This is a genomic window from Candidatus Methanoperedens sp., from assembly GCA_012026795.1.
Classification (GTDB): domain Archaea; phylum Halobacteriota; class Methanosarcinia; order Methanosarcinales; family Methanoperedenaceae; genus Methanoperedens.
This window is the reverse complement of record VEPM01000035.1, coordinates 21,654-45,418: the sequence shown is the minus strand read 5'-3', so window position 1 is coordinate 45,418 and position 23,765 is coordinate 21,654. Positions and strand designations below refer to the sequence as shown.

Annotated in this window: 24 protein-coding genes, 2 tRNA genes and 1 pseudogene; 14 read left to right on the top strand and 13 right to left on the bottom strand. The window is 43.2% G+C overall.

The window, feature by feature from the left end; translation table 11 throughout:
* Positions 1–537: 537 nt before the first annotated feature.
* The 6 genes and pseudogenes from FIB07_15440 to FIB07_15415 all read right to left on the bottom strand — a co-directional run bounded on the left by FIB07_15440 (position 538) and on the right by FIB07_15415 (position 6,204).
* A complete protein-coding gene (locus tag FIB07_15440) occupies positions 538–1,818 on the bottom strand; it encodes an aspartate aminotransferase family protein (protein ID NJD54245.1) in 1,281 nt (426 codons plus the stop codon).
* Between the two features lie 11 nt (positions 1,819–1,829).
* Entirely contained in the window at positions 1,830–3,299 is a 1,470-nt protein-coding gene (locus tag FIB07_15435) for an aldehyde dehydrogenase family protein (GenBank protein ID NJD54244.1), read from the bottom strand.
* A 96-nt stretch (positions 3,300–3,395) separates the two neighbouring features.
* A complete protein-coding gene (locus FIB07_15430; GenBank protein ID NJD54243.1) occupies positions 3,396–4,178 on the bottom strand; it encodes a DUF1724 domain-containing protein in 783 nt (260 codons plus the stop codon).
* A gap of 70 nt (positions 4,179–4,248) precedes the next feature.
* Positions 4,249–4,676, bottom strand: a pseudogene (locus FIB07_15425) (SRPBCC domain-containing protein).
* Positions 4,649–5,077 (bottom strand): hypothetical protein, encoded by a 429-nt coding sequence (locus FIB07_15420; protein NJD54242.1) that lies wholly within the window; start codon positions 5,075–5,077, stop codon positions 4,649–4,651. The pseudogene FIB07_15425 and the gene FIB07_15420 overlap by 28 nt, the downstream one beginning before the upstream one ends.
* A 392-nt stretch (positions 5,078–5,469) precedes the next feature.
* Positions 5,470–6,204: a DUF1724 domain-containing protein gene (locus tag FIB07_15415; GenBank protein NJD54241.1), complete on the bottom strand. Its 735-nt coding sequence runs from the start codon at positions 6,202–6,204 to the stop codon at positions 5,470–5,472.
* Positions 6,205–6,346: 142 nt separating this feature from the next.
* Between FIB07_15415 and FIB07_15410 the strand changes: the two genes are divergently transcribed.
* The 7 genes from FIB07_15410 to FIB07_15380 all read left to right on the top strand — a co-directional run bounded on the left by FIB07_15410 (position 6,347) and on the right by FIB07_15380 (position 14,117).
* Positions 6,347–7,042: an ABC transporter ATP-binding protein gene (locus tag FIB07_15410; GenBank protein NJD54240.1), complete on the top strand. Its 696-nt coding sequence runs from the start codon at positions 6,347–6,349 to the stop codon at positions 7,040–7,042.
* The gene (locus FIB07_15405) at positions 7,039–9,438 is read left to right on the top strand and encodes an ABC transporter permease (GenBank protein ID NJD54239.1); all 2,400 of its coding nucleotides are present in this window, start codon (positions 7,039–7,041) and stop codon (positions 9,436–9,438) included. The genes FIB07_15410 and FIB07_15405 overlap by 4 nt, the downstream gene beginning before the upstream one ends.
* A gap of 541 nt (positions 9,439–9,979) precedes the next feature.
* Positions 9,980–10,216, top strand: coding sequence for a hypothetical protein (locus FIB07_15400; GenBank protein ID NJD54238.1), 237 nt, complete (start codon positions 9,980–9,982; stop codon positions 10,214–10,216).
* On the top strand, positions 10,213–11,385 hold the full coding sequence (locus FIB07_15395) for a hypothetical protein (GenBank protein NJD54237.1): 1,173 nt from the start codon (positions 10,213–10,215) through the stop codon (positions 11,383–11,385). The genes FIB07_15400 and FIB07_15395 overlap by 4 nt, the downstream gene beginning before the upstream one ends.
* A 9-nt stretch (positions 11,386–11,394) precedes the next feature.
* Entirely contained in the window at positions 11,395–12,594 is a 1,200-nt protein-coding gene (locus FIB07_15390; protein NJD54236.1) for an FtsX-like permease family protein, read from the top strand.
* Position 12,595: 1 nt separating this feature from the next.
* Positions 12,596–13,303 carry an ABC transporter ATP-binding protein gene (locus FIB07_15385; protein ID NJD54235.1) on the top strand — a complete coding sequence of 236 codons (708 nt, stop codon included), beginning with the start codon at positions 12,596–12,598 and terminating at the stop codon, positions 13,301–13,303.
* A gap of 22 nt (positions 13,304–13,325) precedes the next feature.
* Positions 13,326–14,117 (top strand): hypothetical protein, encoded by a 792-nt coding sequence (locus FIB07_15380; GenBank protein ID NJD54234.1) that lies wholly within the window; start codon positions 13,326–13,328, stop codon positions 14,115–14,117.
* Positions 14,118–14,125: 8 nt separating this feature from the next.
* Here FIB07_15380 and FIB07_15375 read toward each other — a convergent pair whose 3' ends face one another.
* On the bottom strand, positions 14,126–14,599 hold the full coding sequence (locus tag FIB07_15375; GenBank protein ID NJD54233.1) for a hypothetical protein: 474 nt from the start codon (positions 14,597–14,599) through the stop codon (positions 14,126–14,128).
* Between the two features lie 57 nt (positions 14,600–14,656).
* On the bottom strand, positions 14,657–14,863 hold the full coding sequence (locus FIB07_15370; protein NJD54232.1) for an alpha/beta fold hydrolase: 207 nt from the start codon (positions 14,861–14,863) through the stop codon (positions 14,657–14,659).
* A 114-nt stretch (positions 14,864–14,977) separates the two neighbouring features.
* On the opposite strand from FIB07_15370, the gene FIB07_15365 reads away from it, so the two are divergent.
* The gene (locus FIB07_15365; protein ID NJD54231.1) at positions 14,978–15,247 is read left to right on the top strand and encodes a hypothetical protein; all 270 of its coding nucleotides are present in this window, start codon (positions 14,978–14,980) and stop codon (positions 15,245–15,247) included.
* Between the two features lie 123 nt (positions 15,248–15,370).
* On the opposite strand, the gene FIB07_15360 is transcribed toward FIB07_15365, so the two are convergent.
* A tRNA-Ala gene (locus FIB07_15360) sits at positions 15,371–15,442 on the bottom strand.
* Positions 15,443–15,570: 128 nt separating this feature from the next.
* Here FIB07_15360 and FIB07_15355 point away from each other — a divergent pair.
* Positions 15,571–15,644 (top strand) — tRNA-Ile (locus FIB07_15355).
* A 32-nt stretch (positions 15,645–15,676) separates the two neighbouring features.
* Here the strand turns inward: FIB07_15355 and FIB07_15350 are convergent.
* The 4 genes from FIB07_15350 to FIB07_15335 form a co-directional block, all read right to left on the bottom strand.
* On the bottom strand, positions 15,677–16,804 hold the full coding sequence (locus tag FIB07_15350) for a PAS domain S-box protein (GenBank protein ID NJD54230.1): 1,128 nt from the start codon (positions 16,802–16,804) through the stop codon (positions 15,677–15,679).
* Between the two features lie 444 nt (positions 16,805–17,248).
* Positions 17,249–17,587, bottom strand: a complete 339-nt coding sequence (locus FIB07_15345) for a P-II family nitrogen regulator (protein ID NJD54229.1) — start codon at positions 17,585–17,587, stop codon at positions 17,249–17,251.
* Entirely contained in the window at positions 17,584–17,991 is a 408-nt protein-coding gene (locus FIB07_15340; protein ID NJD54228.1) for a GNAT family N-acetyltransferase, read from the bottom strand. The genes FIB07_15345 and FIB07_15340 overlap by 4 nt, the downstream gene beginning before the upstream one ends.
* Positions 17,992–18,003: 12 nt before the next feature.
* Entirely contained in the window at positions 18,004–19,230 is a 1,227-nt protein-coding gene (locus FIB07_15335; GenBank protein ID NJD54227.1) for an ammonium transporter, read from the bottom strand.
* Positions 19,231–19,477: 247 nt separating this feature from the next.
* Here FIB07_15335 and cfbC point away from each other — a divergent pair, with 247 nt between their 5' ends.
* Genes cfbC through FIB07_15310 form a run of 5 tightly spaced genes read left to right on the top strand, consistent with a single transcriptional unit; the run spans position 19,478 to position 23,753 of the window.
* On the top strand, positions 19,478–20,302 hold the full coding sequence (cfbC, locus tag FIB07_15330; protein ID NJD54226.1) for a Ni-sirohydrochlorin a,c-diamide reductive cyclase ATP-dependent reductase subunit: 825 nt from the start codon (positions 19,478–19,480) through the stop codon (positions 20,300–20,302).
* A 4-nt stretch (positions 20,303–20,306) separates the two neighbouring features.
* A complete protein-coding gene (locus tag FIB07_15325; protein NJD54225.1) occupies positions 20,307–20,624 on the top strand; it encodes a P-II family nitrogen regulator in 318 nt (105 codons plus the stop codon).
* Between the two features lie 8 nt (positions 20,625–20,632).
* On the top strand, positions 20,633–21,010 hold the full coding sequence (locus tag FIB07_15320) for a P-II family nitrogen regulator (protein ID NJD54224.1): 378 nt from the start codon (positions 20,633–20,635) through the stop codon (positions 21,008–21,010).
* 51 nt (positions 21,011–21,061) lie between these two features.
* On the top strand, positions 21,062–22,432 hold the full coding sequence (locus FIB07_15315; GenBank protein NJD54223.1) for a nitrogenase component I subunit alpha: 1,371 nt from the start codon (positions 21,062–21,064) through the stop codon (positions 22,430–22,432).
* A 1-nt stretch (position 22,433) separates the two neighbouring features.
* On the top strand, positions 22,434–23,753 hold the full coding sequence (locus FIB07_15310; protein ID NJD54222.1) for a hypothetical protein: 1,320 nt from the start codon (positions 22,434–22,436) through the stop codon (positions 23,751–23,753).
* Positions 23,754–23,765: the final 12 nt, after the last annotated feature.

The window sequence follows — 23,765 nt, the reverse complement described above, 5'->3', positions numbered from 1 at the left end:
TTAGACGGTTAAAGGAGCATATATCGTGGTATGAGCAAAAGGCGACTATCAATAGATACGCTGTAAATAATTATTTGAGGATAAATGCGTAAGTCCTAATTTGGATAAAAGCGAGTGGGCAGGAGGGGGAATATGTACTATGGATAAGTTTATTTTTCTGCCCACTGCAATTCGTATATATACGAACAATTGTATTTATAGTTTACGATTAGCGTAAACAGATTGAATTATTCCCGATTGTGTCATAACCATGAGGAAAGGCGTTAGTGAGCAGAAAGGATTATGGTGGTGGAAAAAAATTCTGCTCACTACAATTCGTACATATACGAACAATAGTATTTATAGTTTACGATCTATGTAAACCAATTAAATTGTTGTCAATTGTGTTAGAAATATATGAATAAAAGTGTGAGCAGAATAGATTACGGTGGTGATTCAATGAAAATATTTTCTGCCCACTCAATTCGTATATACGCGAACAATGGTATATATAGTTTACGATTGGAAACAAAAAATTGTGTGAAAACCAAATGTAGATCAAATTGATCTAAGGGCAGTCTCAAATATCTCAAGACCTTTATCGAGTTCACTATTTTTAATTATCAGCGGAGGTACGAACCTTATTACGGAATCACCTGCCGGCAATAATATCAGCCCCCCGTCAAGCGAATTTTTAATGACCAAATCTCTTTTTTCAATGGCCGGGGCTTTATTTTCTTCCACAAATTCCACACCTGTCATAAGCCCGATGCCCCGGACATCCCCGATTACCGGGTATTTTTCTTTCAGTTCATTCAATCGTTTTATGAGATAATTCCCTTTTTGAACTGCCTTTTCGCCAAGCTTTGCACTCTCCATGAAATCAAGTGTTGCAAACCCTCCTGCGGCAGCAAGCAGGTTTCCGCCAAATGTGTTTGCATGGGTTCCCGGTGGCCAGTTCATTATCCTGCTGCTCGATAGCGTTGCTCCCAGTGGTATGCCTCCACCGATAGATTTGGACATACAGACAATATCCGCCCTTACATCAAAATTCTCAAGCGCCATGAACTTCCCGGTCCGGAATCCGCCGCTCTGGATCTCATCTGCTATCATCAACACATCGTTTTCGTCGCATATCCTCCTGATCTCTTTATGAAACTCTGGCGGCGGGACTATGAATCCTCCCTCTCCCTGTATGGGTTCAACAACGATGGCAGCCGTATCCTTCGGGGACAGTTCCCTTTTAAAAATAGTCCGCTCGATCTCTTTTGCGCAGGATATGCCGCATTCGGGATATTCAAGGTTAAGAGGGCAACGGTAACAGTAAGCATAATCCGAATGTAAGACCCGCAATGATGGAAAATGCTCTTTATGCTTTATTTTGGAACTGGTAAGAGAAAGTGCGCCAAGGGTCCTGCCATGAAACGCGCGGTAAAATGCGATCATGCTTGTTTTTCCTGTATACCAGAAAGCAAGTTTCATTGCAGCCTCAACAGCTTCTGTTCCTGAATTAGAAAGGAAAACCTTTTCGTAACCAGTCATTTCGCACAGTTTTTCACACAGTTTTACTGGTTCCTCTGCGTAAAAATCCGAATATCCGCAATGCACCATTTTTTCCATCTGGGCACATACCGCCTGCTTTACCTTCTTGCAGTTATAGCCGATATTCATTACCGCAACGCTTGACGCAAAATCGATATAAGCATTTCCTTCAATATCGAATATCGTTGAACCTTCTGCATGGTCAACAACAAGGTCAAAAGCGCGTGTGAGGGATGGCGATGCGACTTTACGGTCCCGGTTTATTATCTCTCTTGATGTTTGGTTTTTCTCTTGCATAATTTCTCCTATCAAATATCAATTTGTGCTTTCTGTAGTTTTCCGCTGTAATCAAAATAAACAGTCTTTAACTCGGTAAATTCTTCTATGGCAGTCGTTCCACCTTCGCGGGTCCCGTTGCCTGTGGATTTGACGCCTCCAAAAGGCAAATGGATCTCTGCTCCGATGGTAGATGCGTTTACGTATGTGATCCCGGCATCTATTTTTTCAATAGCCTTAAAAGCATTTTTTAAATCTGCACTATAAATGGAAGAGGAAAGGCCATATTCAACAGAGTTGGCAATATGTATCGCATCATCAATATCCTGCGCCCTGATCAAAGAAACAACCGGGCCGAATATCTCTTCCTGCGCTATCCTCATGTCAGGTGATACATCAGTAAATATTGTAGGTTCAAAAAAGTAGCCTGGAAGGGGGTTGATAACATTTCCGCCCAGTACAAGTTTTGCGCCTTCTTTTTTTCCGATATCCACATATCTTGCTATCTTCCGGAGCTGCGAATTATTTATGACCGGCCCCACGTCTATATTATCAAGAAGACCGTTCCCGGTTTTAAGTTTTTCCGTTCTTTCGGTAAGCTTTTTCAGAAGCTCAGGAAGGATTTTCTCATGCGCAATCACACGGCTTGCCGCAGTACATCGCTGTCCTGTTGTTCCGAATGCACCCCATATAATCCCGTCAGTTGCAAGGTTAAGGTCTGCATCATCCATAACAATGATGGGATTTTTCCCGCCCAGTTCCAGGGATACTTTTTTCATATCCCTTGCAGCTTCTCCCAATATCCATTTCCCTGTTTCAAGAGAACCTGTGAATGAAACCGCCCCGATCTTCCTGTTATGAACGATCTCGCTGCCGACCGTTTTTCCCTCACCAGTCACAAGATTTAAAACGCCATCGGGAAGACCTGCTTCCTGGAGAATTTTTACAAGTTCAATAGAAAGGATGGGTGTATCGCTTGCAGGTTTGAAAACGAGTGTGTTTCCAGCAATGAGCGCAGGCATTATTTTCCAGGCAGGGATCGCTATCGGGAAATTCCAGGGTGTTATGAGCCCGACTACACCTATGGGGTGGCGGACGGTCATGCAGAATTTATCTGCAAGTTCAGAAGGCGTAGTTTCTCCCAGAAGACGACGACCTTCTCCTGCTGCATAATATGCCATATCGATCGCCTCCTGGACATCTCCCCGCGCTTCCTTAAGGACTTTTCCCATTTCCATTGTCATGAGTCGTGAAAGCTCTTCTTTTCTCTCTTCAAGCATCCGGGCCCCCCTGAATAATATCTTTGCGCGCCGGGGGGCAGGAGTGCTGCTCCAGGTATCAAACGCCTCCTCTGCTGCATCAGCTGCATTTTTCACATCATCTTCATTTGCTTTATGAAGCTTCCCTATCAATTCAAGAGTTGCAGGGTTAATGTCATCAAACATCTCGCCACTGCTTGATGCTACCCATTCTCCGTTAATGAAAAGTTTGTATTCTTGCATAAATACCCCAAATTAACGTTAATTATCTATCACTTTAAGTCATATTATATTTCTGAGGACATAATATGACTGAATGCACTCATCAAAGTATATATTTCAAGGATGAAGATAAAAGCCTTTTGGACATTCCTTCAAATTAGCAACGCAAGGAGAGCATTTTGCTTCCCAGTAGTACTGGAAGAGCTTCTTGCACCATTCCCTGAATCTGTCGTCATAACCGAAAATGGCAGTATTATGATCAATCTTTCCATCCTGTCCGGGCAATTCGAGAATACAAAATTTATCGCTTACGATTACTGATATTTTGATCTCGTCCAATACTTTGACCTTTATCTTATTCCTGCTTTTTTCGGTAAGTACCGAAGGAGAGCATAAGTCATCTGGAAGAATTACTTTGATTTCCAATCCCTCTCCTAATTTTTTTTCTATATTGGGCAAATGATGCCTGGGGAAATCATCAGACATGTACCACATATAGCTTTTTATACCATCACCCAATTTTTCATGGGTATTTAAAATATTATAAACACCCGTTAATATTTCACCTTCAGCGAGTGCATCTATTTGTCCCAGGAGATCTGGCGGAATCTGTGCAGTGTCATGTTTCAGGAAGTATCCTGATTTCTCTGAAATGAAGTTCATATCTGATATGGCAGATACGACCAGTTTACCCAGGAGCGTATTATAATATATTCCATCCCCCTTTTTTTCGATAAGCTGTGTTTCTGTCAATCTTGATAGCTGTCTTGATGCTTCTGTCGAAGTAATGTCAACTTCTTTGATCAGACTGGTGAATGTCATCGGTTTTTCATCCAGGGTATGGAGTATGGCCAGCCTATTTTCTGAGGACAGTTCCGCGAAGAGTTCGTAAACTTTCATCGTTTTCCTTGTTACATTTGTGTAACCTTTGTTATATGCTTGTTGTATAACTCCACACTCGTGCCAGACTTTATTTAAGCTTTTCCAGTTTGAGAGCTTGATTCATATCTTCAAAACCCCTGCGTGTTTCAGTATCCAGCCTGCGCGCAAAAAGGGGAACTAACAGGCCTGTAATGATTTCTCGCTGTATAAATTGCACACCTCCTGCAACAAGTGGCTCGATGATGAAAATGTGCTCACCGTCGAACAGGCCGGGTATCACTAAATGCCCAAGCCATCTCAGTTCACGACCAGGTTCTGATATGAGAACACGGGGCCGAAAGGTCATTCCTTTAGCACCTTCCGGCTGAAGATAAACTTCAAGGTGTTTACCTTTTCCGGTTTGCCGCTTGCCCGGCGTATGAATGGATTCCACAGAGGGTAACTGGCAAAATCCGTTAGGATTTGCCACACGCGTTCCGGTGACGCCTTTATTTCGATTTCTGTATAAAGTTCCATGTCTCTATTTTGCCCGCAAGAATATATGCGTATATATATAATGGAATTATTATTGCATAAAATATCCATAATGGGAGCATGAACTCTGTTTCTATGAACCCGGAATTTAAAACCAGGATTGAAGATACCAATAAACCTGTTAAGACCGGAAAAACAGTCAAAAGTAAAATCCCTTTTCTTTCTATTGGCTTAAAACTACCCCAGACAAGCAATAATGTCCAACCAAGCATCAGTGAAGCTCCAATCCTGGAAACATATAGATAACCGTTATCGGCGTTGAGACTGGCCAATCCGAACATAAATTTTGCAATTTCCGGGAAAATTAAAGGAAGTGATGCAATTAGATCGGCTGCTGCGCCAAAATAATAGCATGCCCTGATAAATCCTGATTTTTGTATCATCAATCAAACTAACCGCATATTGCCTTAATGCTTGTGATCGAAAAACCCTTCCAGATAAGAACACCGAATGGGATAACAGACCACGCAGAGTGAGGATTGCCAAGATGATCCGAGCCACGAGAACCACAGCCATCTGATGATTTTACTCAAAGAAAATAAGATAATACGGGCATAAATTATATTTGTAGGCAAAAAAATCAGTGAATACTGAAATAAGAGTATATAATTATGGATAAACTAAAACTTCAAATTTTACCTAAAGTATCTTTAATAACATTCATTGCAGGACTGGGAATAATAATAAATAGTGCCGGATGGGGAAGTGAAGCAGCAAATGTATTTCTAAGAGCACACGGCGGTGCCATGGATTCATCCCAATTTTCAATTATTGTTCAAGGATAACATTTTGTTTCCCAGTAGTACTGGAAGAGATTTTCGCACCACTCTCTGAACCTTTCATCATGGCCGAATATGGCAGTATTGTGATCGATCTTTCCATCCGGTCCTGGTAGTTTGAGCATGGAAAACCTGTTTGTCGTCATAACAGATAATTTGACATCGTCCAATGCCCTGAACTGTATTTTTTCCCTGATTTTTTCGCCAAGCTTTAAAGTGGGGATCAGGTTTTTCGGAAATATTACCCTGATCTCCATTCCCTGTTCCAACGCCTTTTCGACATTGGGCAAATGGTGCCTGGGAAAATCATCCGACATGTTCCAGAAATACCCTTTTACACCTTCGCTCAATTTTTCATGGGTGTTTAAAATATTATAGACACCTGTTACGATCTCACCCTTAGATAGGGCATCTATTTGTCTTAGAAGATGGAGTGGGATATATGAAGTGTCGTGTTCCAGGAAGTATCCTGATTTCTCGGATATGAAGGCCAGATCTTGTATGCTGGATATGACCAGTTTTCCGAAAAGTGTATTATAATAATTCCCATCCCCTTTTTTCTCGATTAATCGCGTTTGGGCTAATCTTGATAGTTGTCTTGTTGCTTCTGTCGAATTTATATCAACTTTTTTGATCAAACCTGTAAAGGTCATCGGTTTTTCATCCAGGGTCTGGAGTATGCCCAGCCTTTTTTCTGAGGACAGTTCCGTGAAAAGCTCATAGACTTTCATAATGTTTCCCGGTTACATCCGTGTAACCTTTGTTACATGCCTGTTGTCTTACTCCATATTCGTGCCAGATTTTATTTAAGCATTGTCAAGTCCTTTTTTCTCTTGATGATAAAAAAAGATCACAAAAAAGAGGTGATAAATCATGCATGGTGAAAATCTGATCCGGCTGAAAAAGGTCACGAAGACCCATGAAGGTGCAGGAGGTGCATTCCATGCCCTTCGGGAAGTTGATCTTCAGGTGATGCCCGGTGAGTTTGTTGCCGTAATCGGCAAATCAGGCAGTGGGAAATCGACCCTGCTTAATATGCTGGGTGGAATCGACAGCCCGACATCGGGGGAAATATGGATAGGCGATACTCAAGTCCATACCCTTGACCAGGATCAACTTGCAAAATGGCGCGGGCACAATGTCGGTTTCGTGTTCCAGTTCTTCCAGCTTCTACCCACACTGACCATCCTTGAAAATGTGATGCTGCCAATGGATTTTAGCAATGCTATCCCGGCACGCGAAAGAATGGGACGGGCGTTTGGCCTTCTGGAACTAGTGGGTATCAGGGAGCAGGCTGATAAGATGCCCTCCCTCCTTTCCGGCGGTCAGCAGCAGCGTGCCGCTATTGCAAGGGCACTGGCAAATGATCCGGCGCTGCTGCTGGCTGATGAGCCGACCGGCAATCTTGATTCACGCACAGCAGAGGCAATTTTACTGCTTTTCAAAGGACTTTCAGCATCGGGCAAAACCATCGTGATGGTGACACATGAACGTGACATAACTCCGTGGGTTTCAAGCGTGATCAAATTAGCGGACGGACGGGTTGTAAACGGAAGTGATACCCTGTGATCAGTGTACGCTGGCGCAAAGTGCTGCGTGATATGTGGCTTAACAAGTCGCGCACCTTGCTGGTAGTACTGGCTATCGCTATCGGGATTTTCGGCGCTGGCTCCGTCCTGGCAGGCTATGCTATCCTGACCCAAGAAATAGACGCAAACTTCCTTGCCACAAATCCCGCATCAATTATCCTGTACACAGATAATGCAGATGAGAAGCTGGCTGAACATGTAGAAAAACTAAACGGAGTTGCAGATGCACAGGCGCGGCGTGTTGTCATGGCTCGCCTCCTTGTCGGACAAGATGATTGGCGCAGGCTCTTACTATCTGTGATACATGACTTTGACGATCTGCGAGTGTCTACTTTTAAGCTCGAGCGAGGCACTTGGCCGCCTGCTGACCGGGAAATACTGATCGAACGCTCTGCTTTGCCGCTTATTAACAAAAATATCGGTGACATTGTAGTGATACAGACCCAGAATAACGGAAAGGATCACGACCTGCGCATTAGCGGGATCGTCCATGACCCAGGCCAGTCACCTGGCTGGGTAGATAATGTAGCTTACGGCTACATAACCATCAATACCCTTGAATGGCTCGGCGAGACACGCTCCCTGAATGAGCTGACTATAGTTGCCAAAAATACAAAGGATGCCAGCAACATAGCTTTGCAGGTAAAAGATGATCTGGAGGATCGCGGATATAATGTTTCACTTGTGGAAATCCCAAATGCAGGAAAACATCCGCAAGCCGGCCAGATGGATTCATTGTTGTTCTTATTAGAGGCGTTCGGCATACTCGCTCTTATCCTTAGCAGCATACTTGTCACAAGCACAATCTCTGCTTTACTCGCCCAGCAGATAAGACAAATCGGTGTGATGAAGGTCATTGGGGCAAGGACTTACCAGATTGCCGGACTCTATTTTGGCACGGTTCTGCTGCTTGGTATTGCAGGTCTTGTCATTGGTATTCCTGCAGGAATCTGGGCTGGCAGGGGATTTGCTGCATTTACTGCTAAGGTACTGAATTTCAACATCACCAGTAACTACATCCCGTACTGGGTATACGCTGTCCAGATTTTCGTGGGTCTGTCTGTGCCGCTTCTGGCTGCCGCCTTTCCGGTATACAGGGGCAGCCGGATAACAGTCAAGCAGGCTATTAGTGATTATGGCACTGGATATGGGCAATTCGGTACAAACCGTATTGATAAACTCATTTCCGGCATACGCGGCATTGGTCGTCCGTTGTTGGTTTCGCTGCGTAATGCTTTCCGACAGAGGTCACGTATGCTGCTGACGATCGGTATCCTGGCAGTTGGAGGCGCAACGTTCATGAGCGCTATCAATGTCGGGGCATCGTGGACAAACACAATCGATATAGCAATGGCTGCCCGTCACGATGACATTGAGGTGAAATTTAGCCAGCCCTACCCTGCGGAGTATGTTGAAAAAACGGTTCGTGCTGTGCCGGGTGTATCAAGTGTGGAGAGCTGGGTGCAAACTGTAGCGGTACGAAAACTTTCAGATGATACTGATGACACTTCTATCATTTTTACACTCAATGGAGTGCCGCCTGATACTGATATGATCTCCTTCCCGGTTATTGAGGGGCGCTGGCTGCGACTGGACGATACGAACGCTCTTGTCATCAACCATGAACTGCTGGAGGCACAGGGAATTAAAGTTGGTGACCGGATCAGGTTTAAAACCGGTAATAAGGAAATGGAATGGACTGTGGTTGGCGCCGTACGTGAATTGGGCGCACGCAGGCGTGGACAAAATATTGCAGCTTCCGCATATGTCAACCTCGACTATCTGTCTCACATTACGGGTATGAAAGATAAGACCGCAGACATCCGTATCAAGACTGACAGGCACAGTGACGCTTCGTTGAAGGCAATGACCCGGCAGCTTGAAGAACAGTTTGATGATGCCAGTTTGGATCGTATTTCAGTCAGTCCGAGTACAGAACGATTGCAGGTGTTAAAAGATCACCTGGTGGTCATCCAGGTGTTCCTGCTGTTAATGGCGGCATTAGTCGCTGCTGTTGGCGGATTGGCTCTGGCTTCCACAATGGGAATAAACGTGATGGAACGCGCGCGCGAATTCGGTATTATGCGAGCCATAGGCGCTTGCTCTGATGATGTGCTACAGATCGTTGTTGTCGAGGGGATTGTTATAAGTGTCCTGAGCTGGCTTGCTGCTATCATGATCTCACGACCGCTCAGTGTGATCATCGGCAATTTTGCAGGTAATATCTTCATCCACACCGATCTGGAGCATGTCTTTCCTCCAATAGCAGTGGCACTATGGCTAATCCTTGTTATATTCATTGGCACTTTTGCAAGTGCTTACCCTGCATGGCGCGAAACTCGATTGCCTGTGCAGCAGGTTCTGGCTTACGGGTGAACATGAAAGGAGGTGACACAAAATGATAAAAATTAACATGAAATCGATTATCACCATTGCTGCAATACTGGTTATACTTCTGGTGCTCGGAATGATAGCCCATGTAATGGTCAATGGTCTCCCGCCGCATCTGCAACAATTTTTGCAGTAAGTGGAAATCGGAAAAGAAGTAATTATGAACAATCAAATACAAAGAAAAAATATAGATCTGATCAAAAGGAACAGCATTGGGCTAATTAGGATCATACTTTTATTCTCTATCTTGTTCCAGTTTTTTTTCTATATTGGGCAGATGGTGCCTGGGAAAATCATCTGACATGTACCACATATAGCTTTTTATACCATCACCCAATTTTTCATCCAGGGTTTGGAGTATATCGATCCTTTTTTCTGGGGACAGTTCCGCGAAGAGTTCGTAGACTTTCATCGTTTTCCTTGTTACATTTGTGTAACCTTTGTTATATGCTTGTTGTATAACTCAACAGTCGTGCCAGATTTTATTTAAGCTTTTCCAAGTCCCTTTTTCATTTGTGATACAACAATGATCGGAAACGAATTTACATTCTATGTGACCCTGAAGCCAAACATGATAAAAGACCTCAAAATCAGATGCGACTACAAGGAGGAATTCGAGTTCGGAGGCACTCTGGAGATCGATGAGATCAAGATTGTTGAGGGCGAAATCCTCAGGGTTGCGGGCAAATTCGGTGTAATAGACCTGGGCATATCAATGTCTGAGTTGAAGACGATCATCAATAAAAGAGGTGAAAATAAATGAATAAACAACAAAAACTATTAACTATAGTTGCAGCATTTGCTCTAATAACCATAATTTCTCCTGCTAATGCTGAACTTGATATCGTACTGGACCAGATCTCCCCCCAGCCTGTTGAACCCGGGCAGGACCTGACGCTTTCCATAAGGATTCAAAATGAAGGTGCAGATACGGAAAATGTAAGGATCGAGATTCTTCCGGACTCGCCAATTAAACTCAAAAATGAAAATGACCGTATTATCTATGAGGGAAAAATTGTCAAATATGGCACTATTGTTGAAACCTATCTGCTTCATGTAGATCCTGATACAGCTTCTGGTGCCTACGAGATTGAATTCCGGGAACACGGAATAAGCAATGAACAGCAACTTGAAATAAACAAAACTTTCAAGGTAATGGTTCGTGGGCTACCGCAACTTGTGGTCTCTAACATCACAATAAATCCTCTCCGCATAAGCCCGAAGGATACGTTTGATATTGGTTTTTCGGTCTCAAATGCTGGAACCGGTATTGCGCGGGAAGTACAGGTAAGTGCAGCAACGAGCAATCTTCCGTTTGTATCCCTGGATGCTGATACAAAGGTCCTAAAAAGACTTGATCCCGGGGAATCAATTCAATTGAGCTATGCTATCCAGATTAAAGACAAGACTGAAATTTCATCATACTCAATACCCATCCAATTGGATTACAGGGATGAGAATGGGAAAAACATAAGTTCTAAAAGCTTTGCAGGCATCCGGGTACTTGGTAAAGCAGAACTTGCGATTTCAGACTTGAAAATCGAACCGCAAAATCCGGCAGAAGGCGACCTTGTCACTGTGAACATGCGCATTGAAAATTCAGGAACCGGTGAGGCGAAATCTGCGAAAGTCAACCTTGATGGCCCATTTAAAGGGACAAGAACCGCTTTCCTTGGCAAGATCAAACCCGATGACGACGCACCAGGCGTTTTTACCTTCTTTGCAGAGAAAGGAGGCGATATTCCTTATTCTGCTAATATCGAATTCGAAGACGATCTCGGTGTCCGGACTGTCACTGAATCATTAAATCTCTATGTGAGCAATCCGAATGAAAATGGCATGGCTGCACCGGTTATCGTGACTCTGCCGATCATAGTGGGCGGGGCATATTATCTACACCGCAGAAAGAAAAACTCTAATAATACTAAATGAAGAGGGCATATGTTTAATAACGTTAAACTATCGATGTTCCTGGCATCCAGATCAATGATGAAAGGAAGTAAAAGCACACAACTTTTAATAATCTTTATAATGTCCTTGATCTTTGTAAATTTAGTATTTATAGGTTCAATTTTTCTTGGAGTGACTGAGGCAACTAACAATCAGGTAATTAACTCCCTATATAGTAACGTAGTGATCGAACCCACAAATGATGAGAAATATATAAGCGATGTTTATTCCCTGGAACAAAAGATAAAAGGCGTTCCAGGTGTAGTGGGCATCTCATCACAGTATGTAACGGGTGCGACACTTTCATATAAGGATAAACATGGGACATGGACAGTTCGTTCCATTAATCCGGATAATGAGATAAAAGTTACTACAAATTATAAATATCTGATTGCTGGCAAATACCTTAGCAGGCTTGACGAGAACGAGATCCTGCTTGGAAAAGAGATTGCAGGAGGGTATGGAGGTGATCTTGAATATACTTCACTTGGAGTTAAAGTTGGTGATAATATAGATGTGCTGTTCAATAATGGCGTTAAAAAGAGCTACAGGGTAAAGGGAATTTATGATGCGAATTTCATACAAACCAATACAATGGCATACATCAGCCAGAAAGAGATGGAATCAGTAATCGGCCTGGAAGACAAAGCTTCACAAATACTGGTCAAGACCAGGGATAATGGAAATGAAGACCGGTACATAAAACAGTTTTTAGAGATGGGTATTAAAGAAGAGATCAAACCCTGGACTGTCTATGCCGGCATGGTAAAAAACATAACCAACAGCTTTAATATGATCTCAATGATGATATCTGCTATCGGCCTGTTCGTTGCGGTCATTACTATTTTTATAATAGTCTATACCAGTACTATCAGCAAGCGAAGGCAGATAGGGATTTTAAGGGCTGTTGGAATAGAAGAATCCATAATCATACAATCGTATATCTTCCAGGCGATTTTCATTGTGGTAAGCGGCATATTTATTGGTCTGATAATAATATTTTTTGCCCTGAAACCATGGTTCATCGAACATCCATTGAAATTTCCCATCGGCCTTGCTTCATTAATGATTCTTCCTGAAAAGGTTTCGATGAATGCAATAAGCCTTATCATAGCAGCTCTTGCGGCTGGTTTTATACCTTCGTGGTTAGCTGTCCGTAAAACGATAATAGATGCGATATGGGGTGAATGAAATGACCGGAGATGAAAAACTCATTGAAATAAAAAACCTTTCCCGGATTTATACTATGGGAGAGGTGAAAGTGAGAGCATTGAATAATGTCACGCTGGACATCAAACGAGGTGAATTTGCTGCCATAATGGGTAAGAGCGGTAGCGGTAAATCAACACTGCTGCACCAGCTCGGATTGCTCGATACTCCCTCATCTGGCGAGATCATTTTCCGGGGAAAAAATATTCTGGGTCTTTCTGAATCCCATAAGGCGAGATTCCGTCTTGAAAAATTTGGCTATGTCTTCCAGGAGTATGCACTTTTGCCTGAGCTTACTGCGCTTGAAAATGTCTATCTTCCTGCAATGGCGCTGGGGAGGAGTAAGGATGACTATATAAAAGCCGGGATACAAGTGCTGGAACAGGTCGGACTTGGGACAAGGCTGAATCACCGTCCCCGTGAGATGTCAGGAGGTGAGCAGCAGCGTGTAGCGATCGCAAGAGCGCTGATAAACAAGCCTGATATATTGTTTGCAGATGAGCCAACTGCAAATCTTGACACTGCTTCATCAAAACAGATTATTGATTTATTTCAGAAGTTAAATAAAGATATGCAACTGACTATCCAGATGGTAACGCATGAACCTGATGATATGAAATATGTGAGCAGGGTAGTATTGCTCAATGACGGAGAACTCACAACAGAAATAAAACCAGAAGTTATTAAATAGGTAGTAGTAAGATTTCAATCCCATGAAGAAAAGAACAATATTTTATATCGCATTGGCAGTCTTTGCCATAATCATACTGTTATGGTTTGCCCCTCTGCAAAAAAATAAATATGTACACATTGTTAGCGATGTCGGTATTTCGCAGGGGGCAGTAGAAAATAATACAGAAATTGAAAGTATAAAAGTACACGGGACATTCTGGAATGACGGGAATCTGGTTGCTAAGAATTTGACTGCCACAATAATATTTGCAGACGCTGCCCACAATAAAGTCGTCAGGAAAAATGTTCCGGTCGGAGGGGACTTACTTGCGAACAAAGGGAATGTAATGGAATTTGATTCAGAATATTTAAGAGAGAAGACAGTTCCAAAAACAGTAGTAAACGTTACCGTCCAGTTCGATTGGGTGGAAAACGGAGAATTAAAAACAACTGAAACATTATTATCGGGCAATGAATCTGATTCCCCGGACAAGGAGAATAATAACACTGGTAAATTCAGTTATGGAAATGCCACTGTTGAAAGTATTGAGATAATGGTTCTTGAATCATTTCCTGTTCAGATAAAAGTCAACGCCAGAGGCTATCTGCCTGATGGCTGCACCAGGATTGACGGAATCACGAAAGAAAAAAAGGATAACACTTTTTCAGTCCGCATCAAAACAGTTCGACCTGTGGATACATTTTGCACACAGGTTATTGTACCCTTCCAGGAAGCGATTTCGCTCGACGTTTATGGATTGAAAGCGGGAAAATACACCGTGGACGTCAATGGTGTAAATGGAACATTTGAATTGATGGCAGACAATATTTAAGAGAAAAATCAATTGGGTGCAGCAGGTTTCCATTCGGACACTATGGCAATGACAAACGATTCACCAATAGCAATGGTTGCCCAGAAAATTAATTCCAGACCTATCAGTTGGGGAGGCTCACCGAACTGGTTAAATGGAGTGAAGAACTCCCAGAAGAGAAAAGAGAGAAAGAATATAAGTGCAGCCATCCGCCATGCTCTTGCTTTTATCTTAGGGGGCCATGCAGGTGCGAGCCATTGATAAATGAAGGCATGACCTATTCCAAATAGGATTAACCCAATGATGATTGGAGACGGATTTGATACAATCAGAGGAAGTGGCTCTATTTGAGTCCATACCGCGATAAGTTTGTGACTCTGGATAGATGGGTCAAGCAATATGCCTCCTCCATTCCAGCCAAAACCAAGCAGACGGAATGTTAGCAACATTATGAAATTCAGCGCTGCACCTCCTGCCAGACCTGCAAGAAGTGTTTTTGAAATAGAAGTTTTCATAACTTCATCTCCATTATCTTTTTATTTCCGATGAAATTCATGATATTAATAATCATCTTTTGGAGGATCAGATTGTCCAAATCCCAGAAAGTCTGGAATAATTACCTGATAGTGGTCAGCAAGCAGCATACCCGCAGATTCCCATGTAAAAGCTGATCCCGGAATACCATGTAAAAGTAAAAAAGGTTCACCTTCTCCTCCTTTGAGGAAACTCATTTCTCTTTCTTTAAACCTCTCCAGTTCTTTACTCATATTTATTTTTTGTATTTACAGAGAAGTTCATATAATTATGTATACACAGGCCTAAAAATATTATCGACTGGTTATATAAGGGAAAGGTATATTAAGGCACTTGGTGAGAGATAAATGATAGGCCTATCAGAAATTCTGATTTTTATTGCAGGAATAGTATATGGTTATAAAAGGCCAGAAAATGATGCCAAGGGAAATCTCTTGAAAGTAGGGTTCATATATGGTCTTGTTCTTGGTGCAGTCATTGGAATCCTTCAATCTGGAATTGCAGGAGTTTTGACTGATACTGTTACCTTCATTACACTTATCTTGACCGTGGGCATCTTGTTTGCATTATTTACATTGTTTGGGAAGATACTTCAAGAGTGGAAGATAAACCTTTGATTGATTTTGTGTATTATGTAAACTACTTATTGGGCAAAGTGTTTTTTCGTGAGGACAACTGGCAGCATTACTATTATCATTAGAGCAGTATTGAAAATAAAAGAGTGTATTGAACTTGTTTTATGGACCGGTCGGGAATTGAACCCGAGGCCTCTCCCATGCCAAGGGAGCGATCTACCCCTGAGCTACCGGCCCTGAAAGGGTGAGTTGGATAGTGCTTAATAAATGATAAAGGTATCGATTATTTTTGAATTCTGGCGGCTCGATACCTGTTCCACAAAGATAAGGTTTAAATTGGATGGCGTAATATGGGCGGTAGTCTCGGGCCCGTAGCTTAGCCAGGTGGAGCGCTCGGCTGATAACCGAGAGGTCTTGCGTTCAAATCGCAACGGGCCCATTTCGCTTTTTAAATTTTCATTTGTGCAGAAATCATAATTTTAATTTCTCATCATCAAAATTATTTAGATTTTCTGCGATATTATTTGAAAGGAAATATAAATTAAAGTACCCATTGTGTTTTTTCGTAATAATTCCATTTTTTACTAAAACCTTAAGATGATGCCTGATAGTTTTATAATCCATATTCAAAATGGTTGCCAATTGATTGGCATTATAAGATTTTTTGGTAAGGTATTTCAAGATTAATGCGCGGGTCTTTCCTCCACGTGTTCCTTCGATCAGATAATATAGGAGTCTATTTTGTTTACTGGTGTTCTTTAATTTTCGTTTAAGAGATTCTTTAACCTGTTCTTCTGTTTTTTTATGTTCTGTTATATCCCGGCCAAAACTCACTGTTCCCACAACTTTTCCTTTAGAATATATGGGAGCTGTATTAACTAAAAGAAAAAAGTTGGTTCCATCTTCTTTATAAACTGATGCCTCATATTGTTGAGGTTCTCCATTTAATGCCTTGTGAAAACAATCGATAACATTTGGTAAATCCTTCTTATCGATAAACTGAGTAAATGATTTCCCCAGGAAGTAATCCAGTTTAAATCCACTAAATTCCTCAATACGTTTATTGACAAATTGATAATACCCTTCGGTATCTAAAGTCCATATCATATCATTTGAATTTTCAATTATCGTGCGGTAAAGCTCTTCACTCTCCTTCAGCGCCTCCTCAGTCTGCCTATGTTTAGTAATATCCCAAAAAATACCCAATAAACCAATTATGTTGCCTTTCTCATCTTTAAGAGGTGTTTTTACTGTCTGAACGAAGACTTCCTGTCCATTTTGAATATATTTTTCTTCTATGTTTTCTGCCTTACCAGACTCCATAATCCTTTTGTCGTCTGCCCTATATTTTTCAGCCAGCTCCCTGTTATAGAAATCATAGTCTGTCTTTCCAATAATTTCATCAGGCTGAATTTTCAAATCACGGGCATAGTTATTGTTACAGGATACATAGACAGAGTTTAAATCTTTATGGAATATTTTTTGGGGCAGATTTTCAAGCAATATCCTATACTTGTTCTCACTCCCCTGCAAAATTTCTATTGTCCGCCTCTGCTCTGTTTCTAATTTTTCCAATTCAGCGATTCGTCTGAGCAACATTTCCTTTTCATTAATTCTGTCTAATATATGCCTATCCCTATCCGAATTAATAATTTGATATTCTTAATATATATATATATATCGATATGTAAACTGTTTTAGAAATATTGGACAGCAGCCAATATCATGATGACTTTATTTCCACAATCCACAACCTGCCCTGCATGACCACCATTGTATTTAACTTGCATATTATTTGTATAAAGGAATCTATACATATCATTTTTCCCGAACTTTACCCAAACTTCCGAAATATTTATGGCAAGCTGAATATTAATTAAAATATATGTTTTAGTCTTTATTCTAATCCAGACTCTCTTAATATAATCCAAGCAATTCCTGGGACATGAAAACATTTGCATATCGCTGATCGAGTCTTTTTAATGGAGAGGGTCGTAAAGGCGGTTAGCCAGATACCCACCTCCATCCGGCCCTCCAGCTCTTTCAAACCGCGCCATTCCCTCTTTCGCATGTCCGGACACGGATAACTTCTTCAACAGGCATGATGAATATCTTTCCATCACCCATATTCCCGGTTTTCCCGATGTCGCATATTATTTCAATTACTTTCTCGACATCCTTATCATCCACGACAAGCTCAAGCTTTGTTTTTGGGAGAAGATCAACCCTGTACTCGCTTGTCCTGTATGAAAGCACTATGCCTTTCTGCCTTCCTCTTCCTTTTACTTCATAGGTCGTAAGACCAATGAATCCTGCCGTGGCAAGAGCCGTCTTTATTTCACCGAGTTTCTCAGGTCTTATTATGGCTTCTATTTTCTTCATATCATCACCTCACAATTTAGGGGGTTTATTATCTTGGACATCTTTTCTCCATCAGGCTCGTAGCCCCGCTTCATATACCATTCCTGGAGTTTATGATCAGGAACCAGAGGGTCTGTTGAAAAAACTCTCAGTTCAACTTTCCCAAATCCTGATGTCATGGCGGTCTTCTCGGCAAAAGCCAGAAGGCAGCTCCCAATACCAGTGTTCCTGAATTTCCGATTTACAAATACTTCTTCTATGGAAAGCGCCTTTTCATTCCTGGAAATACTGATAATCAGTTCTCCTGCCATACCATCAGGCGCATTTATCCTGTGGCATTGAAATTCTCCGCATTGCGTCCTGTACCTGTAGACCTCGTCTATCGGTATATTCTCTCTTATAACTGTGTTTGGAATTTTATCCATCTCATCGCTTCCTTACAAGTATGCCTTCTCCCCATGCTGGGAAACGTCAAGCCCTTCGACTTCATGTTCATCCTTTACCCGCAGGCCCATCGCCGCATCAAGGACCTTGAGTATAATGGCAGTCACTATAAATGAATAAGTCAATACAGCCACGATCGCTATCAATTGCTTCACTACAAGTCCCGGATTCCCGTAAATAAGCCCGTCTGCACCAGCAGCATTGACCGCAACAGAAGCAAATATCCCTGTTGTAAGAGCTCCCCAGATACCTCCTACCCCGTGACATGCCATTACGTCAAGAGAATCATCGATACGGGTCTTTTTTGACCTCAGGTGCATCGCAAAATAGCAGAATATTCCTGCTCCAATGCCGATAATTATGGCAGGAACCACGCCCACGAAGCCGGATCCCGGGGTTATTGCCACAAGACCTGCGACACCTCCGGTAACGATCCCGACAGCATTCGGTTTTCCTCCATGTGTCCAGCTTATGAATGTCCAGGTAAGAGCTGCCGCTGCCGCAGCCGTGTTCGTTACGATAAAAGCGCTGGCTGCAAGCCCGTTGGCAGCAAGGGCGCTTCCTGCATTGAAACCGAACCATCCGAACCACAGGAGCACACCGCCGATTATGGTCATCGGGACGTTGTGTGGCGCCATGTCCTCACGTCCGTATCCGAGACGCTTTCCTATGATTATCGCTGCTGCAAATGCTGAAATTCCCGCTGTTATGTGGACGACTGTGCCCCCTGCAAAGTCAAGAGCGCCAAGTGTGCGTATCCATCCGCCGATACTCCATACCCAGTGTGCTACCGGGTCATAGACAAGAGTTGCCCAGAGTACGCTGAAAACCATCATTGTGCTGAATTTCATCCTGTCTGCAAAAGACCCGGTTATTAATGCGGGTGTGATAATTGCGAACATTGCCTGGAATATCATGAATACCGATGCAGGTATCGTGGCAGCGTAATCAGGGTTTGGCGCTGCTCCCACTCCATTCAGGCCAAGCCATTCAAGGCCCCCTATCAATCCTCTTCCTGCATCAGGGCCGAATGCCAGGCTGTATCCGAAAAGCACCCACTGGATGCTTATTATTGCCAGTATTATGAAGCTTTGCATGATGATAGCCAGGACGTTCTTTTTCCTGACCATCCCGCCATAGAAAAGCCCGACAGCAGGAGTCATTAACATAACAAGCGCGGCAGAAACAAGCACCCATGCTGTGTCTCCCGGGTTGGTCATTCCTGCTTCTTCTGCCAGGGCAGGCATTACCATTATTGAAAAGATCGCCACTATCAATGTAGCAAATCTTGTATTTCCTATCTTGTACACCGAATATCACCTCATTTATTTTTGTTTACCTTCTTTTAGCAGGCATACGGTAACTTACTGTATATTTATTAATATAAATACTTTATTCATATTAACACAATACTTTATATACAATAAGGTGTTCAGTATATTGCCGGTACCATGGCAAGGAGGAATAATGAGACAAATAGCAATATATGGAAAAGGTGGGATCGGTAAGTCCACAACGACCCAGAACCTTACCGCAGCACTTGCTTCTATTGGCAAGCGTGTGATGCAGATAGGATGTGACCCCAAAGCAGACTCAACCAGGATGCTCCTGTGGGGAAAAGTGCAGGCAACTGTCCTTGATACTTTGCGTGACAATGGCCAGGGGGGCGTAAATCTTGATGCTGTACGTCACACAGGCTACGGCGGAATAAAGTGTGTTGAAGCTGGAGGGCCGGAACCAGGCGTTGGCTGTGCGGGAAGAGGCGTTATTACAGCAATAAAACTCCTGGAAGAACTTGGTGCCTACAATGAGGATTTCGATTTCGTCTTCTATGATGTACTCGGAGATGTAGTATGCGGCGGGTTTGCAATGCCCATACGCGAGGGATACGCCAAAGAGATATACATCGTGGCAAGTGGGGAATTAATGGCACTTTATGCAGCCAACAACATCTGCAAGGGCATAGTGAAATTTGCAGAAAACGGGGATGCGCGCCTTGGCGGTATAATATGCAATTCACGAAACGTGGATAATGAACTTGAACTTCTCACCGAATTTGCAAAGAAGATCGGATCGCATTTGATCCAATTTATACCCCGTGACAATATGGTGCAGCGTGCTGAGATCAACCGCAAAACCGTGATCGACTTTGATCCTGCCTGCAAGCAGGCAGAGGTTTACAGGTCGCTTGCAAAAAACATTATAGGGAATACGAATTTTGTGATCCCGAAGCCCATGGCGATGCAGGAACTTGAGGATATGATGGTTGAATACGGAATAGTGGAGAGGTGAGAATATGAAGATGATACGTGCAATAATAAGACCAAACAGGGAAGAAAAAGTTGTTGAGCACCTGGAAAAAGAAGGATTTGTGTCCCTCACCAAGATGAACGTGTTCGGGCGCGGCAGGCAAAAAGGGATCAGGGTAGGAACGGTATGCTACGACGAGCTGCCCAAAGTGATGCTGATGCTTGTTGTGAATGATGAAGAAGTAACAAAAGCAGTCAACGTCATCCAGAACAGTGCACGCACCGGGAATATCGGCGACGGCAAGATATTCGTGACCGATGTTTCAGAAGTTTATACTGTGAGGACAGGCGCATCAGGGCTATAGGTGAAAATATGAAGGAAGTTATCGCTATAATCCGAAGGCATAATTTGCAGGAGACAAAAGCCGGGCTTATGGGAATAGGAGTGCCAGCGCTTACGATGATAAGCGTAGAAGGCAGGGGCAAACAGAAAGGACTGCCTGGCTGGAATTATGAGCTCGATCCCGCACTCACAGAGTTAAAGGAAAAAAACTTAGGGGTTAGCATGCGCTTTATCCCTAAAAGGATGATTTCAATTATGGTCGAGGATGATGATGTCCCGAAAGTGGTTGAAACCATAATCAGGACAAACCAGAGCGGGCACATTGGAGATGGTAAAATTTTCGTCTGCCCCATAGAGGATACAGTGAGAGTGAGAACTGGAGAAAGAGGAGAACAGGCCTTGAAGTAAATCATAAAACTGTTGAAATAAAAATTATATCAAAAAATAGGAGTAGTAAAAATGACAACCATATTACCTGAATGCGATATCCCCATACCGCAGCGTCAGCCACACATTATTTGCCATGACCCTGACAACATGGTATTGCCCATATGCAATGTCCAGACAGTTCCGGGTGACATGACCGAGCGCGGCTGCACATTCGCAGGATGCAGGGGAGTAGTTGGCGGGCCTGTAAAGGACGCAATACAACTTGTGCACGGACCGATAGGATGTGCCTACTATACCTGGGGTACAAGGAGGAACCTTTCAGACACGAAGCTGCACAGGAAGTACTGCTTCAGTACAGACCTGACAGAAGAAAGCGTGATATACGGCGGTGGAAAAAAACTACTAAATTCTATTATTGAATCTCATGAACTCTTTCCTGAAGGAAAGGCGGTGTTCGTATATTCAACATGCGTTGTCGGGCTGATAGGCGATGATACTGATTCGATATGCAAACAGGCCCAGGAAAAGATCGGGATACCCGTGATACCCTTCCATTGCGAGGGTTTCAGGGGCGTGAGCCAGTCCCTGGGGCATCACATCGCCAACCGCACGCTGTTTGAAAAGGTAGTTGGAACAGAAGAACCGCATGAGACCACACCTTACGACATGTGCATTGTGGGTGAATTCAACATCGACGGCGATGCCTGGATCATCAAGCCGTTGTTTGAACGAATGGGTGTGAAGGTTCTCTCGGTATTTACAGGCAACGCCTCGTATAGCGATATTCCACCCATGCACAGGGCAAAGCTGAATATCGTGCAGTGCCAGAGGTCATCCACATATATCGCAAAAATGATCCATGATAGGTACGGCATCCCATATCTTAATGTATCCCTGTTTGGCATGGCTCAAACTGCACAGGCACTTCGAGATGTGGGAAAGTTCTTCCATTTAGAAGAAAATGCAGAAAAAGTAATAGCACAAGAGCTTGCACTGTACCAGTCCAGGATCAATCACTATAGAAAGAAACTTGAAGGTAAGAAGTGTTTCATATACCAGGGGGCTCCGCGTGCCTGGCACTGGATGGGACCGATGCGCGAACTTGGCATTGAAACGATCCTCACGGCAACGACGTTCGGTCATAAGGACGATTATGAGAAAATAATGGAAAAGGCAAAGCCTGGCCATATCTGCATAGACAATCCGAATGCCCTTGAGATAGAAGAATATCTGTTAAAGCTCAAGCCGGACTTCTTTATCGGCGGATTGAAGGAGAAATACCTTACATACAAGCTTGGTATTCCATTTATCAACGGCCATTCCTACGAAGAAGGACCTTATGCTGGCTTTAAGGGATTCGTGAATTTCGCAAAGGACATTGATGTCGCAGTGAACAGCCCTGTCTGGAAATTTATTAACCAGCCTCTGGAGATGAATTAAAATGGCGCGAAGTGTAACAATTAATCCTCCAAAGATGTGCCAGCCCATGGGCGCCATACTTGCTTATATGGGAGTACACGGCTGTGTGCCGCTTGTGCACGGTTCCCAGGGATGCAGCACATATCCCCGATATAATATCGCTCGCCATTTCAGGGAATCCGCAGAAGTAGCGGTTTCCTCGCTTGCTGAGGATGCAGCAGTATATGGAGGAGCCAAGAACCTGACTGAAGCCATAAAGAACGTGAAGTCGCGGATAAATCCTGCTCTTATCGGAATATGCACGACATGCATGAGCGAGACTATTGGGGATGATGTGAAACTGATATCAAAGAAGGCGGTTGTGCCCGATGATACGGTGAGGATAATTCCTGCATCCACTCCCAGCTATGTAGGCACTCATGTTACAGGCTACGATAATGCCATGCGGGCTCTTGTGGAAACACTCGCCGTAAAAGGTGAACCCAATAATAAAATAAACATCATCACGGGCGTAATTAATCCCGGAGATATCAGGGAGATAAAGAATATGCTTCGCATCATGAATGTGAAAAACATATTCCTTTCCGATATCTCAGAGACTCTTGATACACCTATCATGCCAGGCGGTCACAAGCCTTTGCTGCCCGATGGAGGAACAGAACCATCAGATATCATTGACTCGGCAAATTCACTGGGCACTATCGCGGTTTGCAGGACAGCAGGTTCTGCTGCAACGTATCTCCAGAACAAGTTCAAAGTCCCTGCCGTCCTTGCAGAAACGCCTGTAGGCATTGCAAACACGGATAAGTTCGTGAAGAACATTAGCAAATTAAGCGGGGCTACAATCCCGGATGAAATCAAGAGGGACCGCGGGCGGCTGATAGACAGTATGGTTGACGTACATCACTATATGTACGGGCGGAAAGTCGCGATTTTCGGCGACCCTGATCTTGTGTCAGCCATCGTAAGGTTCTGCGCTGAAGCAGGGATGAATCCCACAGTAGCGATGACTGCAACGAAACATAAGGACTTTGCACCTGATATAAAGGCAGTAAATACTGAATTTAAGACAGATACGCAGATCCTTGAAGGTACAGACCTGTATGAATTCCACGAAATTGTAAAATCGCAGGGGACAGAACTGATACTTGGTAACTCAAAGGGCAAGGATATTGCAGATGATGAGGGTGTTCCGCTTGTGCGCTTTGGATTCCCTGTTTATGACCGGGTTGGTGTGTACAGGTATTCCATCCTGGGCTACAATGGTTCGATATACCTGCTTGACCAGATGACGAATGCCATCCTGGGACACAAATATGACCCGGATAAGCTGCATCAGTAAGAATAAGGTGAG